The organism is Proteus penneri (assembly GCF_022369495.1).
Classification (GTDB): domain Bacteria; phylum Pseudomonadota; class Gammaproteobacteria; order Enterobacterales; family Enterobacteriaceae; genus Proteus; species Proteus penneri.
In genome coordinates this window covers 45,363-59,601 of the sequence record NZ_CP059690.1, presented here as the reverse complement: position 1 = coordinate 59,601, position 14,239 = coordinate 45,363, and the positions used below count along the sequence as shown (strand labels likewise).

Here is a 14,239-nt window from a genome sequence, read left to right as displayed (position 1 = left end):
GACCTCGCCCCTATATCTCATGATATGGGGGTTTTCTTTTCAGGCTTATCGGTTATGAATGACGAAAACGATCCACAACATCGGCAAAAAAACGTTTAATTGCTTGCCTTTCCTGCTGATCATATTGTTCAAACAATGCAGACCATTTTGCTTGAGATTGTTGATGTAGTACCCCATGTGCATGAAAAAGCAGCTCTCCTTGATCGGTTAAAATAAAAAAGATCTCTTTTTGATTGTCTGCCAATTTTATTTTTTCAATCGCACCTTTTTTTTGTAATCGACTACAAATTTTTGAGACCGCTCCTCGAGTCATTGCCATATATTCACTGATAGTCGTTAGATTTCTCATGCTCTCCTCACCAATACAATGAATAACATGCAATTCTGTGAGTGAATAATTCTCTAACCCCTTCTCTTCTAATACTTTTTTATGCTCCTCATTGACATGTTCATCTTTAAGATGCAAGAAATCACTTAACCCTTTTAACAAGTCTTGTGTTGTTACATTCTCTTTTGTCATTTTGTTTCCTTGGAAAAAATATTTTAAAAAATAGTACCAAAAGTATTTACAACAATCAAAATGTCGCTATTATCTATTTTGTTTCCATGGAAACAAAATAGATAAAGAGAGACTATATAATGAAATTATCAATCCGCAGTTTGTTTTATCTCATTTGCTTTAGCGCACTATTAGGCTCTTTAGCACAAAATATTTATACCCCTGTACTTCCCTTGATACAGCAGCAATTTAATACCACGTTATCACTGGTTAATCTGACGGTATCTGCATTTACTTTTGCTATGGCTGTTATGCAACTATTTTATGGTTCATTGATTGATAAATGGGGAAGAAAGCCAATTTTACTCAGTGGATTAGCCATTTCTATTGTGGGTGCATTGGGTTGTGTTTGGTCTGACTCTATTGGCTTATTGATTTTTTGGCGTGTGATCCAAGCTATCGGTATTGCAGCCATTCCCGTAGTTGCAACAACTATTCTTGGCGATCTTTACCAAGGAAACGATCGCGCAAAAGCAATGGGATCGTACCAAATGCTATTAGCACTAGCACCAGCTTGTGGCCCTTTGTTAGGTGGATATTTAGCGCAACATTATCAATATCAAGGTATTTTTATTTTTTTGGCTGTTATCGGTATCCTATTACTGATCACACATCTCTTTTATTTACCTGAAACACGTCCGGAGCAAAAGGAAACCTTTAAAAGCTTATCAGCGATGCAACAAGTGCTTATAGCGCCTGAGGGTAAATCTGTATTTGTCATGAGTTTTATGGTGTTTTATAACTATTTTTGTCTACTGGTTTTCTTACCCTTAATTGCCTTTCATCTCTATCAACTTAACAGCACTGAAATAGGTGGATTATATATGCCTATGTCGATAGCACTTGTCTTAGGTAGCTATCTTTACCGTAGAATTTGTCATCTATTTAGTGCTGAATATGGTGTGATTATTACCTCTTGTATCAACCTGACTATGTTGACGTTATTTGCACTCTTTTGGCAAATCTCATTACCTGTCATGCTTGGCTTAACTGTGTTATACGGGCTTTCTTTAGGCTTAACCATGCCAACGCACACTACATTATTAGCAAGTCAGTTTGGCTCAATGAGGGCAACTGCAATGGGGATCTATAACTTTATTCGTTATTGTGGAATGGCGGCTGGCCCTATAATTTCGGTCTATTTTGTGACTGACAATAACTATGAGCATGTCTTTTATTCTTGTGTGATCTTAACGAGTTTGGCATTGTGTTTCACCATTAAGACCTTAATGTCTTCATTAAAAGAAAAAAAACAAACTGCAAACTAACAGGATATCTAATGAAATTAACCATTGAAAAGCTGGCGCAGCTCTCTGAACAAGACCGTATTGATTTAGGCAAAATTTGGCAAGATGCACGTTATCAATCAGCTCTAACAAATGAGATAAACAACGAGAATGTACTCTTTGTGGCGAGATTTAATGAGCGATTATTAGCGGCTTGCTGGGTTAAATTATCAGATAAAAAAGCGGTTATTACTGATTTTATGGTCAGAGAAGTAACTCGTCGTCGCGGTGTTGGGCATTATTTACTGACACAATGTTTATCTGCCTATCCTGATATTTGCCATTGGCAGGCAATAAGCTTATCCGCCGAAGAAAATGGGTATGACATTGCACATGCTTTTTTAGTACACCATCAATTTAGTCCATCGCCACAATCTGATCTCTATGTTCTCAATATTTGACAAGTAGTATAAAGTCTAGCCACATTGTAAGCCGTCTCACTAAGATTCTTTTGCGCATTATGAAGTGCATCATCCAGTGTAGAAACGCCCGGTACAATAGAGAAAACGGCATCAATACCCTGCTGATGAACCACATCATAGTCAGGTAAATAACCACCGACCAACGCAATAACAGGAAGGTGGTATTTTTTTGCCAATTTAGCAACGCCTGTCGGTGTTTTACCTTGCGCCGATTGGCTATCCATTCGACCTTCTCCAGTGATAACTAAATCAGCATCAATAAAATATTTTTCTAGTTGAACCGCTTTAGCAACCAGTTCAACCCCCGGCGAAAGCGTTGCTTGCGTAAAGGCAAGTAACGGTAGTGCCAACCCGCCCGCTGCACCACTTCCTGCAATATTAATAAGATTGCGTTGCGTCATTTTCTCCAGATAGGTACCAAAATGACGTAAGGCTTTATCAAGTTGCGCAATATCATCTTTGGTCGCGCCTTTTTGAGGACCAAAAATAGCTGATGCCCCTTTTTCTCCACACAACGGATTTGTTACATCACAAGCAATTTCGATCTCAACTTGCTTAAGTTTAGGGTTAAGCGTTGTGATATCAATAGAATGGAGCTGTGTTAATGCCTGTCCACCAAAAGGCAAAGAGGAGCCTAATTTATCTTTAAGTCCAAGACCAAGTGCTTGCATCATGCCAGCACCAGCGTCATTGGTGGCACTTCCCCCTAATCCTAAAATGATTTTTTTAACACCCATCTCAAGTGCGGCATTAATTAATTCACCCGTACCATAGCTGGTTGTTAAATTGGGATCACGTTGAGAGACCGGAATAAGATGAAGACCAGACGCTTGTGCCATTTCAATCACGGCAGTGGTGTTATCGCCTAAGATGCCCCACGTTGCTGTCACTTGCTTACCTAAAGGTGAGCAAACTGGCGTAGTAAATAATCGCCCTTGAGTTGCATCAATCAATGAAGTGACTGTACCTTCTCCTCCATCAGCCATAGGAATGCAATAGTATTGCGCATCTGGTAAATAGCGTGAAAACCCCTGTTTTATCGCTGTTGCAACTTCTTTCGCACTTAAGCTTTCTTTAAATGAATCAGGGGCGATAACTATTTTCACGTTATATTCTCCGGGCAATAAAAAAGCGATATTTTCATATCGCTTTTATAACATACTCTACTTTATGAGAGCGTGTACATGGTCTGAAATGTGATTAATCTTCAATCGCTAAACGCAATTTTTTCATCGCATTTTTTTCTAATTGGCGAACACGCTCAGCAGATACACCATATTTTGTCGCCAAATCTTGCAATGTCGATTTGTTATCATCATCTAGCCAACGAGCACGAATAATATCTTGGCTACGTTCATCAAGAGTTTCAATTGCTGACGTCAGTTTATCTGCTGCATGATTATCCCAGTTATCTTCCTCAATGCCGTCGGCAAAGTCTGAAGACTTATCTTCTAAGAAAAGTACTGGAGCAATAGGATGTGAGTCATCACTATCATCAGCAGTCATATCAAATGCCATATCTTGTGCTGACATTCGTGATTCCATTTCTCGGACATCACTTTCTGACACGCCCAATTCTCTTGCGACTAATTCCACTTCATCTTGATTAAACCAACCTAAACGTTTTTTATTTTTTCGCAGATTAAAAAACAGTTTACGTTGAGATTTAGTGGTCGCGACTTTCACGATACGCCAGTTACGTAGCACATATTCATGAATTTCTGCTTTGATCCAATGTACGGCAAAAGAGACTAGTCGAACACCCACTTCTGGGTTAAAACGGCGAACCGCTTTCATCAGACCAATATTACCTTCTTGGATAAGATCGGCTTGGGGTAGGCCATAGCCAGAATAGCTGCGAGCAACATGAATAACGAAGCGCAGATGTGAAAGGATAAGCGTTCTTGCTGCATCCAAATCACCCTCGTAATGCAGCCGTTCAGCGAGTTCCTTTTCTTCCTCTGCCGTTAACATCGGATAGGAATTGGCTGCACGTATATACGCTTCAATGCTGCCTTGCGGAACCAATGCTAAGGATTGCATTTCTTTTGTCATTCAAATCCTCATGAAAATCAAATAGATAATTAATATTAATACTGTATGGCGAGTAGGAAGAACCTTATAATAGCACTTAACAGGTCATAGTCAGAGGTAGATATTATGTTTTACAACGTAATTTGACCAGCATAAAGACTAAAGGTTCATATCGCATCTATGTTTACATATCTTTGTACTTTACCAAGCAAACCACAAATTCATCTATTAAAAACAGAACTTAATTAGTATAGATTAAGTGTAGAACATTATTATGCCAAAGATAGTGGTGTGATAACATGGCAAGGTTGCGATAATAATGCAACCTGCCGTAATAAAAAGGGAAAAAGGTGCTAAAATATTATTCGGGTGTGAATTGACGCAAATGTTGCATTGTCGTCAACCATGCAGCCAGCCAGCCAATTATCATAGCAACAAGAATAAGAATGATAGATTCATCAAAGCCTAATCCTGAGATGGAAAATGACGTTCCAAACACGGTCGCCGCTTGAGTCACCACATCTGAGAGTTTCCACACCAGTAAAGCTGAAAAAATTAGGGCGAATACGGCGCCAATAAAACCAAGGATCAATCCCCAATTAAGGAAAGGACGCATAATAAAACCGTCAGTTGCACCAATTAGCTTCATCACATTAATGGTATCGCGTCGACTGAAAATATTGAGGCGCACACTGTTACCAATTACCAGCAACAGGGCAACAACCATCAATGTACCAATGACCAAAGCGATTTGCCCAACTAATGAAGTTAACGTTGAAAGCCGAGTAAACCAACTATCATCCATTCTTACTTCATCAACACCGGGTATTTTCGCTACTGTATCACGCAAATTCACCATCAATTGTTGATCACTAGGCTCCATAACTGGTGTCACAATCGCAACCGCAGGTAATGGATTCTCTTCTAACATATCTAACGCACTACTAAAACCAGACCAAGAACGAAATTCCACTAGCGAATCTTGTCGTGAAAGATAGTTAACATTCTCAACTTTATCTAAAGCTTCTATCTTCTTGATTGTGGCTTCAGCTAATGAATCATCAAGAGATTTATCAAGATAAACGGTTAACTGCGGTGTTGGATACCATTGTTCTGCCGCAGTTGAAACATTCTTCCACACAATATAAAAGATGCTAGGCAAGGTGAGAGAAATAGCAACAACCATTACCGTTAAAAAAGAGGAGAGCGGCTGACGTAAAAAATCTGCCATCGTGTTACGCCATGCATAACGCCACTGTTCGCGTCTTCCCCCTTTTAGCGCCTTGGTTTTTGCACTTGGCGTTGGCTTTGATTTACGGGAACTTTTTGCTTTAGCCATTTTGTCCTCCCACCATTCTGCCTTGCCCTAATGTAAGAATGCGATAATTTCTGCGTTCTATCAGCGACATATCGTGTGTCGCCATTAACACGGTTACGCCAACACGATTGAACTCTTCAAAAAGACGCATAATGCCTTCTGAAAGCTCACCATCAAGGTTACCTGTTGGTTCATCTGCGAGTAAAACAGTCGGTTTATTCACAACCGCGCGCGCAATACCGACACGTTGTTGTTCACCACCAGAGAGTTGAATAGGATAATTTTTGGCTTTATCCAAAAGCCCTACTTTATCTAAAGCAGCTGAAACTCTGCGCCGAATATCTTCTTCACTTGCGCCAGCAATAATCAGGGGAAGAGAAACGTTGTCATAAACCGTTCTGTCCATCAATAAGTGGTGATCTTGAAAGATCATCCCAATTTGACGACGCAGAAAAGGGATCTCACTATTTTTTAGTCTACTGATATCATGACCAGCAAACCAAATAGCACCATCACTGGGTCGTTCTATTCCACAAATTAATTTAAGCAATGTACTTTTACCGGCACCAGAGTGACCTGTTAAAAAAGCCATTTCACCAGGGCGAAGATGAAAATCAACTCCCTGCAATGCTTGTCTTCCACCTAAATAAGCCTTGCTGACGTGTTCGAAGCGGATCATTAAAACTACTCCTCGCGGGCAAACAGAGCCTCAATAAAATCGTCGGCCTTAAACGGACGTAGATCTTCAATTCCTTCACCTACCCCGATATAGCGGATAGGAATACTAAACTGATCAGCAATGGAGAAGATAACGCCTCCTTTTGCTGTACCATCGAGTTTAGTCAATGTTAATCCAGTTAGCCCAACTGTTTCATTAAAGAGTTTAGCCTGGCTCACTGCATTTTGTCCGGTACTTGCATCTAACGTCAGCATCACTTCATGTGGTGCTTCTTCGTCTAATTTCTTCATAACACGAACGATTTTTTTCAGCTCTTCCATTAAATGGGATTTATTCTGCAATCGTCCTGCGGTATCAGCAATAAGAACATCGACACCTTTTGCCTGTGCTGATTGAATTGCATCAAAAATCACAGATGCAGGATCAGCGCCTGTATGTTGTGCGACAACAGGAATATTATTGCGCTCTCCCCAAACTTGTAACTGTTCAACAGCAGCAGCACGGAAGGTATCACCTGCCGCTAACATGACAGATTTACCCTCAGCTTGGTATTGTCGCGCTAATTTTCCGATTGTAGTTGTTTTACCCACACCATTAACTCCGACCATCAAAATAACAAAAGGTTTTTTACCTTCAATATTTAATGGCTTATCAACTTTCGTTAAGATCTCGCCCATCTCTTCACGTAATTTGCCGTAAAGGGCTTCAGCATCTTTAAGATCTTTATGTGTTGCGTGTTTGGTCAGGCTGGTGATGATTTTAGTCGTGGTTTCCATTCCCACATCAGCAATTAAGAGTTGCTCTTCTAACTCTTCAAAAAGCTCATCATCAATTTTCTTACCACGAAATAGGCCAATAAATCCTGAACCTAAATTCTGGCGAGTTTTCAGTAAACCTTTTTTCAGTCGACTAAAGAAACCTTCTTTCTTAGGTTTTTCTTGTTCAACAACTTTATCTGCTAGCACTTCTTCACGTAAAGCTTCAATATCTTCAGCTTCTGCTTGCGCAATAGCGAGACGTTCGTTTTCCTCTTCTTGCGCAAGGCGTTGGGCTTCAGCTTCTTGTGCCAGACGTTCCTGCTCTGCGCGTTCCTGTTCTAAACGTTCCTGCTCTGCTTTAAGTTCCGCTTGGCGCTGGGCTTCTTCTTGCGCAAGGCGTTGAGCTTCAGCTTCTTGTGCCAGACGTTCCTGCTCTGCGCGTTGCGCTTCTAAACGTTCCTGCTTTGCGCGTTCCTGCTCTGCTTTAAGTTCCGCTTGGCGCTGGGCTTCTTCTTGCGCAAGGCGTTGAGCTTCAGCTTCTTGTGCCAGACGTTCCTGCTCTAAACGTGCTGCTTCTTGACGTTGCGCTTCTAAGCGCTCTTGTTCCGCTTCTAACTGTGCTTGGCAAGCAGCTTCTTCTTGGGCATCTTTTGCCAAACGTTCTTGTTCTAAACGCTCTTCTTCTAAGCGTTGCTGCTCTTTCTCTTGCTCAATATTTTCTTCTTTGTTACGCCCAAAACCGAGCCACGAGAAAAAACCTTTTTTTTCTTTTGCCATTAGCTACTAAACTCCTCGCACTAAATCATGGCGCGATTACATTGACGATATTGAAAATAATAATGAAGTCTATCATTTGATCATGGATAAACGCATCTTTTATACGAATTTTATGGTAAATTATTCCGTATTAAATCAAGGGAAGTCATCAAGATATCAAGAGACACTGATCCCTTATTCAAAAAAACACTCCAGAAATCACGTTTAAACGATATAAATCAAAATAATATGGCCAAAAAACCACAAAAAGCCCCAATGGGACAAATTAGAATAATTGGGGGTAAATGGCGTGGTCGTAAACTTCCTGTTCTTGATAGCCAAGGATTACGACCAACAACAGATAGAGTGAAAGAAACGCTCTTTAATTGGCTAATGCCTGTTATCCAAGATGCCCGTTGCCTCGACTGTTTTGCTGGTAGCGGTGGTTTAGGAATTGAAGCCCTTTCTCGCTATGCTCGAGAAACGACCTTTATTGAATATGAACGTCCTGTTGCTCAACAAATTACTGCAAATTTAGCCTTACTTAATGCTGATAATGGACATGTTATTCAAGACAGCGCATTATCCTTTCTCGCAAAGCAAGGCACGCCTTATAATGTCGTTTTCTTAGATCCTCCTTTTCATAAAGGCATGTTGTCTGACACTGTCCAATTATTAGAAAATAACGGCTGGTTAGCGCAAGATTGCTATATTTATATTGAGGAAGAAGTTAAAGCACAGACTTATACACTGCCAATCCATTGGACATTGCATAGAGAGAAGATCGCAGGACAAGTTGCGTATCGTCTTTATATTCGCAGTTTATCTGCTTAATTTTTTATGGAGTTGTTATGTTAATCTTTTTTGGCCGATTTTTAATGGTCGGCGTTTGGGGCTTTCTGCTTTTAAATATTATTTCTCCATTTCCTAAGCCTTTAAAATACTTTATGGATATTGCCTTGATTTTTATGGTAATTATGCATGGATTACAAATCGTTATGTATAAAGCTGGGCAACCTAAAGATCAAAAACCGTCAACGGCATTACAATTTCGCATTTTTTTCTTTGGGATCTTTGAGCTTTTAAAAATACAAAAAGAATTACGAAAAGAATACGAAGAAAAACAGAAAAATAAAACGAAACAATAGCTGTAATCTTCATATATCTTCGCAATTATCTGGGGTTACCCACCTACCCCAGAGGTTGCCAATCTTATTAACCGCTTTCGCTTATTTATTATTTTGCTCATCGATTGGCACATCTGTTTCAAACTGTACAAAACGACTGCCTTGCATAAATAAACGCCCTTTCATTTCAGGTTCGATATTTTGATAAGATGATTTATCAATATTCAAAACCAAATCTTTACGATCATCAGTGGTTAAACGAAAGGTAACTTGATAATAATGTGTTATTTCTGGGCCAGTGACATCATTTTCTCTTGAACGTCGTTCATTCGCCGCTATTTCTTTTTTATCAATCACTTCAACCATATAAAGTTTTACAGGTGCATTATCATCACTTATTCGCTGTTTGCGTTGTTCAAAAAAACGATAAGTCGCTGATGCGATAATAATGATCAGTACTGCAATTCCTAAAATAGCCGCTTTATTCATTACACTAATTCCTATCGTTACATGGACCCAACACGGTGTGCTGATATTATTTTAATAAGTACGTCAGTTTCGTCATTAACCGCTATTCTTAAATTAAACTTTCTGCTATCAATAATAAAACAGTTCTGAATATAAGGAAGATATTATGAGTTGGCCGTTTCTCGCCGTATTATTCTCCGGATGGCTTTATATCGATGCCGCATATCGAGGCCCTAATTGGCAACGATGGTTATTCCGTCCTATCACACTACTTCTTTTATTACTTTGGGCATGGCAAGTTCCCGAACACAATATTAATAGCTACCTTATCGTAGGTGCATTATTAGCGACACTACTTTCTGATATCTTAAGAATATTTGATGGTAAGTATTTACTACCATCCATTGCCTTGATTTTCTTAAGCTACATACTTTATATGGTGAGTTTTTTACTGCCACTCCAACTCTCTTTCTATCTTCCTTTACTTGGATTCGTTATTATTGCTTTCATTATCATTCTAGTCATTGTTTGGGCTAAGCTTGATAAATTAGCTATCCCTGCCTCTCTAACTTTATTAGCCGCCTTTGCGATGTTTTGGGTTGCGGGCGAAAGATTCTTCTACTTAAGCAATGATTACAACTTATCAGTGATGATTGGTTCATTATTGTTAGTAATCGCTTACTCAATATGGCTAATCAACCGCTTCCGCTTCTCATTTTCAGCTTCTAAAGGACTTGTCAGTGCCTGTTATTTTATTGGGCATTTCTTCATTGTTAGAGCGTTATTCCTTTAGTATCCATCAGCCCCTTGTTTTTACAAAATAGAATAAGGGGTTAATTTTTTAACCTAATTCGCACTTTTTGCCAATGAATGTCCCTTTGGTATCTTGACTCTGGACTCTACTCCAAGCTGTAAAGTACTTATCAGATAAATGAATTTAGACTTTACTTTGTTAAACGAGGAGAGCCAGTTATGACTAAACATGCTCATCAACACAATAAACATACCGATGCTTGCTGCTCAAGCTCTCAATGTTGTTCAGGTCATACAGAGAATAGTACGCACTCACATACTAAAAGCGGACATTCCCACACCAAAATAGATAAAAGTGATCCTGAATGCGAGGATGAGCATCACCACGGACACTCCCACGAACATGCTCATGAAAGCTGTGATATCAACGCTGCTGTTTCTAACGTTGAGCCAGAAAAAGTAGCACAGCAACGCTTTAGTTGGAAAGTGCAAGGAATGGATTGCCCGAGTTGTGCTCAAAAGATCGAAACCGCAGCACTCAAAGTCACAGGCGTAAAACAAGCAAAAGTGCTTTTTGCCACCGAAAAATTGGTCGTTGATGCTGATAGTGATCTACGCGCTGATGTGATTGCGGCAATTAACAGTGCTGGTTTTGAACTGTTTGATCTCTCATCACCTCAATCTAAAAAAGTCACAAAGCAGAGTCTTTTAAAAGAGAGCTCATTTGTTATTGTCTTGGCACTTTTAATGGCGATTAGCTGGGGCGTAGAGTTTATTGATCCTCAAGCAGGCCGTACTGCCTTTATTGCAACAACGTTGATTGGTTTATTCCCCATTGCGAAAAAGTCCTTACAACTTATTCGTAGTGGTACCCCTTTCGCCATAGAAACATTGATGAGTGTTGCCGCAATTGGTGCACTATTTATTAATGCTACCGAAGAAGCAGCAATGGTTATTTTGCTGTTTATGATTGGCGAAATGCTGGAGTCTTACGCCGCAGGTCGTGCTCGTCGTGGTGTAAGTGCATTAATGGCACTAGTGCCAGAAGAAGCAACATTAATCAAAGACGGCAAAAAACAAACCGTCCCTGTTGCACAATTACGTCCAGGCGACATTATTGAAATTGCCCCAGGTTCACGTTTGCCAACAGATGCGGAATTAGTTAGTGCATTTGCAAGCTTTGATGAAAGTGCATTAACGGGTGAATCCGTGCCTGTAGAGCGTCTACAAGGCGAAAAAGTAGCAGCAGGTTGTTTATCTGTAGATAGATCTGTGCAAATGAAAGTCGTCTCTGAACAAGGGCAAAATGCTATCGACCGTATTTTGCAATTGATTGAAGAAGCTGAAGAGCGTAGAGCCCCTATTGAGCGCTTTATTGACCGCTTTAGCCGTTACTATACACCTGCAATTATGCTGTTCTCTGCGCTAGTTATCATTGTTCCACCCCTGTTGTTTTCACAGCCGTGGGAAACATGGATTTATCGCGGTTTAACCCTATTACTAATTGGTTGTCCTTGTGCTTTGGTGATCTCAACACCCGCGGCAATCACTTCAGCATTAGCAGCAGCCACTAAACGTGGAGCGCTGATCAAAGGCGGAGCGGCATTAGAACAATTAGGCACTGTTAATACTATCGCATTAGATAAAACGGGTACATTAACTGAAGGAAAACCTCAAGTTACTGATGTCGTGGCTGAAAGCGGATTTAATGAAAAAGAAGTACTGACTTTTGCCTCATCCGTAGAAATTGGCTCTCATCACCCATTAGCAAAAGCCATTATCAATAAAGCACAAGATGAAGGCGTGCTTGTTGTTGAAGCGGAAGATCGTAAAGCGCTAGCGGGTAAAGGCATTGAAGGTTATTTAAATAGCCAACATATTCTAGTCAGTGCACCTTCTCAATTATCAGAAGCCACATCGCTCTCTTCTCATTGGCAACAAGAAGTTGCACGCCTTGAAGATGAAGGTAAAACCGTGGTTGTCGTATTAAAAGAGAGCCAGCTTATTGGTGTTATTGCTATGCAAGATACCTTACGCGGTGATGCTGTTGAATCAATGAAGTTATTGAAAGAGATGAACATCAATGCCGTTATGCTAACGGGTGATAATCCAAGAGCAGCTGCGGCTATTGCGAAAAAACTAGGTATGGATTTCCGAGCAGGATTACTGCCTGAAGATAAAGTGACTTCAGTAATGGAAATCAGCAAAACGCATAGCACAATGATGGTAGGCGATGGTATCAATGATGCGCCAGCAATGAAGGCTGCCACCATTGGTGTCGCGATGGGAAGCGGTACTGACGTTGCACTTGAAACAGCTGATGCGGCGTTAACACATAACCGTTTAACCGGCTTACCTGAAATTATTAAATTATCTCGTGCGACACGTAAAATTATCCGTGAAAACATTACGATAGCATTGGGCTTAAAAGCAATATTCTTAGTAACAAGCTTATTAGGTATCACTGGGCTTTGGGTTGCGGTTCTTGCTGATTCCGGCGCAACAGCACTGGTTACTGCCAATGCGGTAAGGCTGTTAAGAGTAAAAATTAACGCCTCAAATAAAGAGTAAGCACGTTAAAATAACGAAACCCAAACCTCAGTTAATCTGGAGTTTGGGTTTTTTAGCGCGAAGATGAGCAATATTTACAGCATAAATTACAAATTGCTCTCTTTTTTACGAATAAGATAACGATAAGGTGCAGATTGCGTCTCTTGATTTAATAAATCATGTTCCATAAAACGGCAAAAGCCAGGAATATCACGCACTGTAGCAGGATCATCAGCTATCACTAATAATGTCTCACCCAATGCCATATTTCTTATCGTTTTACGTACTAACATCACAGGCTCAGGGCAACGTAGTCCTAGCGTATCTAATGTCTTAGTTGCATCATCAAATTGAGCATTCATTCTATTAACCATTCTTATTGCACTGACAGATTGTGTCATTATATCGCGCTTTCGTGTTCACATCACGGCACATTAAGCACAACGGTATTTCTTCCTAATCTTTGCTTTTGTTGCGCAACAGGCGTATTATGCGCATCCTCTCATTTAAGAGAGAAATCACTGTTTTATTGGGTTCCCTCACCCCAATCACTAAAAAGGTACAATTTATGTATACGTTTACTCCCCGCCAAAAAGCGGTGGCGCTATTATGGCTTTCTTTGTTCCACATTCTAATAATTACATCTAGTAATTATCTTGTGCAGTTACCTATCTCCATTTTTGGTTTCCATACCACTTGGGGTGCCTTTACTTTTCCGTTTATTTTTCTAGCAACAGATTTAACGGTTCGTATTTATGGCGCACCCCTTGCCAGACGCATTATTACCGCTGTTATGCTACCTGCATTAGCAATTTCTTACCTGATCTCAACACTCTTTTTCCAAGGAAGTTGGCAAGGGGTTGCCTCATTAGCTGATTTTAATATCATGGTGGCAAGAATTGCGACAGCAAGCTTTATGGCTTATGTGTTAGGTCAAATCATGGATGTATCTGTCTTTAATCGTTTAAGACAACAACAAAAATGGTGGGTAGCACCCAGTGCAGCAATGTTCTTTGGTAATTTACTCGACACTCTAGCCTTCTTCTTTATTGCTTTTTATCGTAGTACTGACGCATTTATGGCAGAGAATTGGATTGAAATTGCATTAGTTGACTACGTGTTTAAATTGACCATTTGTATGCTGTTTTTCTTACCTGCTTATGGTGTTTTATTGAATTTTATTTTGCGTTACTTTTTCACCCAAGAAAACAAAAAACAAGATTATGCTGAAATTCACTCATAATCCATCTCACCTCGCAAAAAAATAATGATATTAATGTCATAATTCAAATAATAAAGCTTCATAAGTCAATTTTATGAAGCTTTATTCTGATTGAGAAATTAATTATTTTACATAAATATTTCGTATCGTAATTAATTAGCATGATTAGTTAAACAACTCACAAAATATTACTTAAATATCAGTATTAGGATGTTTTTTGCATGCTAATATAAAAATGATTAATTATTTGCAATGAAATATTTTATTCATCTATTAGACTGTTAATGTGTTTAAGTTCATCTCCATA

At 39.6% G+C, this 14,239-nt stretch carries 15 protein-coding genes; 7 read left to right on the top strand and 8 right to left on the bottom strand.

Features of this window, described 5'->3' with window-relative positions; all coding sequences use genetic code 11:
* Positions 1-52 precede the first annotated feature (52 nt).
* The gene (locus tag H1225_RS00270; protein WP_109848399.1) at positions 53-520 is read right to left on the bottom strand and encodes a MarR family winged helix-turn-helix transcriptional regulator; all 468 of its coding nucleotides are present in this window, start codon (positions 518-520) and stop codon (positions 53-55) included.
* A gap of 119 nt (positions 521-639) precedes the next feature.
* On the opposite strand from H1225_RS00270, the gene H1225_RS00265 reads away from it, so the two are divergent.
* Both H1225_RS00265 and panM read left to right on the top strand, forming a co-directional pair.
* Positions 640-1,827, top strand: coding sequence for an MFS transporter (locus tag H1225_RS00265; protein WP_115065064.1), 1,188 nt, complete (start codon positions 640-642; stop codon positions 1,825-1,827).
* Positions 1,828-1,838: 11 nt separating this feature from the next.
* Positions 1,839-2,246, top strand: coding sequence for an aspartate 1-decarboxylase autocleavage activator PanM (gene panM / locus H1225_RS00260; RefSeq protein ID WP_072063806.1), 408 nt, complete (start codon positions 1,839-1,841; stop codon positions 2,244-2,246).
* Here the strand turns inward: panM and H1225_RS00255 are convergent.
* The 5 genes from H1225_RS00255 to ftsY all read right to left on the bottom strand — a co-directional run bounded on the left by H1225_RS00255 (position 2,228) and on the right by ftsY (position 7,833).
* On the bottom strand, positions 2,228-3,373 hold the full coding sequence (locus tag H1225_RS00255) for a glycerate kinase (RefSeq protein ID WP_161725045.1): 1,146 nt from the start codon (positions 3,371-3,373) through the stop codon (positions 2,228-2,230). The two genes, panM and H1225_RS00255, sit on opposite strands and share 19 nt — an antisense overlap.
* Before the next feature lie 94 nt (positions 3,374-3,467).
* Positions 3,468-4,322 (bottom strand): RNA polymerase sigma factor RpoH, encoded by an 855-nt coding sequence (gene rpoH / locus H1225_RS00250; RefSeq protein WP_072063808.1) that lies wholly within the window; start codon positions 4,320-4,322, stop codon positions 3,468-3,470.
* A gap of 340 nt (positions 4,323-4,662) precedes the next feature.
* Positions 4,663-5,640, bottom strand: coding sequence for a permease-like cell division protein FtsX (gene ftsX, locus H1225_RS00245; RefSeq protein WP_006535409.1), 978 nt, complete (start codon positions 5,638-5,640; stop codon positions 4,663-4,665).
* The gene (ftsE, locus tag H1225_RS00240) at positions 5,633-6,298 is read right to left on the bottom strand and encodes a cell division ATP-binding protein FtsE (RefSeq protein WP_023583735.1); all 666 of its coding nucleotides are present in this window, start codon (positions 6,296-6,298) and stop codon (positions 5,633-5,635) included. Before ftsE ends, ftsX begins: the two co-directional genes overlap by 8 nt.
* A 5-nt stretch (positions 6,299-6,303) precedes the next feature.
* Complete coding sequence (ftsY, locus tag H1225_RS00235; protein ID WP_239739374.1) at positions 6,304-7,833, bottom strand: signal recognition particle-docking protein FtsY; 1,530 nt, start codon at positions 7,831-7,833, stop codon at positions 6,304-6,306.
* 228 nt (positions 7,834-8,061) lie between these two features.
* Between ftsY and rsmD the strand changes: the two genes are divergently transcribed.
* On the top strand, positions 8,062-8,646 hold the full coding sequence (rsmD, locus tag H1225_RS00230; protein WP_006535412.1) for a 16S rRNA (guanine(966)-N(2))-methyltransferase: 585 nt from the start codon (positions 8,062-8,064) through the stop codon (positions 8,644-8,646).
* Between the two features lie 17 nt (positions 8,647-8,663).
* The gene (locus H1225_RS00225; RefSeq protein ID WP_072063811.1) at positions 8,664-8,960 is read left to right on the top strand and encodes a DUF1145 family protein; all 297 of its coding nucleotides are present in this window, start codon (positions 8,664-8,666) and stop codon (positions 8,958-8,960) included.
* Positions 8,961-9,041: 81 nt separating this feature from the next.
* Here the strand turns inward: H1225_RS00225 and H1225_RS00220 are convergent, their stop codons facing one another.
* Entirely contained in the window at positions 9,042-9,428 is a 387-nt protein-coding gene (locus H1225_RS00220) for a DUF2500 domain-containing protein (protein ID WP_072063812.1), read from the bottom strand.
* Positions 9,429-9,573: 145 nt separating this feature from the next.
* On the opposite strand from H1225_RS00220, the gene H1225_RS00215 reads away from it, so the two are divergent.
* Positions 9,574-10,200 (top strand): lysoplasmalogenase, encoded by a 627-nt coding sequence (locus H1225_RS00215; RefSeq protein ID WP_109397891.1) that lies wholly within the window; start codon positions 9,574-9,576, stop codon positions 10,198-10,200.
* 179 nt (positions 10,201-10,379) lie between these two features.
* Complete coding sequence (locus tag H1225_RS00210) at positions 10,380-12,731, top strand: zinc/cadmium/mercury/lead-transporting ATPase (RefSeq protein ID WP_161738262.1); 2,352 nt, start codon at positions 10,380-10,382, stop codon at positions 12,729-12,731.
* Between the two features lie 86 nt (positions 12,732-12,817).
* Here the strand turns inward: H1225_RS00210 and tusA are convergent, their stop codons facing one another.
* Positions 12,818-13,072 carry a sulfurtransferase TusA gene (gene tusA / locus H1225_RS00205; protein ID WP_036933135.1) on the bottom strand — a complete coding sequence of 85 codons (255 nt, stop codon included), beginning with the start codon at positions 13,070-13,072 and terminating at the stop codon, positions 12,818-12,820.
* 206 nt (positions 13,073-13,278) lie between these two features.
* Between tusA and H1225_RS00200 the strand changes: the two genes are divergently transcribed.
* Complete coding sequence (locus tag H1225_RS00200; protein WP_109848552.1) at positions 13,279-13,953, top strand: 7-cyano-7-deazaguanine/7-aminomethyl-7-deazaguanine transporter; 675 nt, start codon at positions 13,279-13,281, stop codon at positions 13,951-13,953.
* Positions 13,954-14,239: the final 286 nt, after the last annotated feature.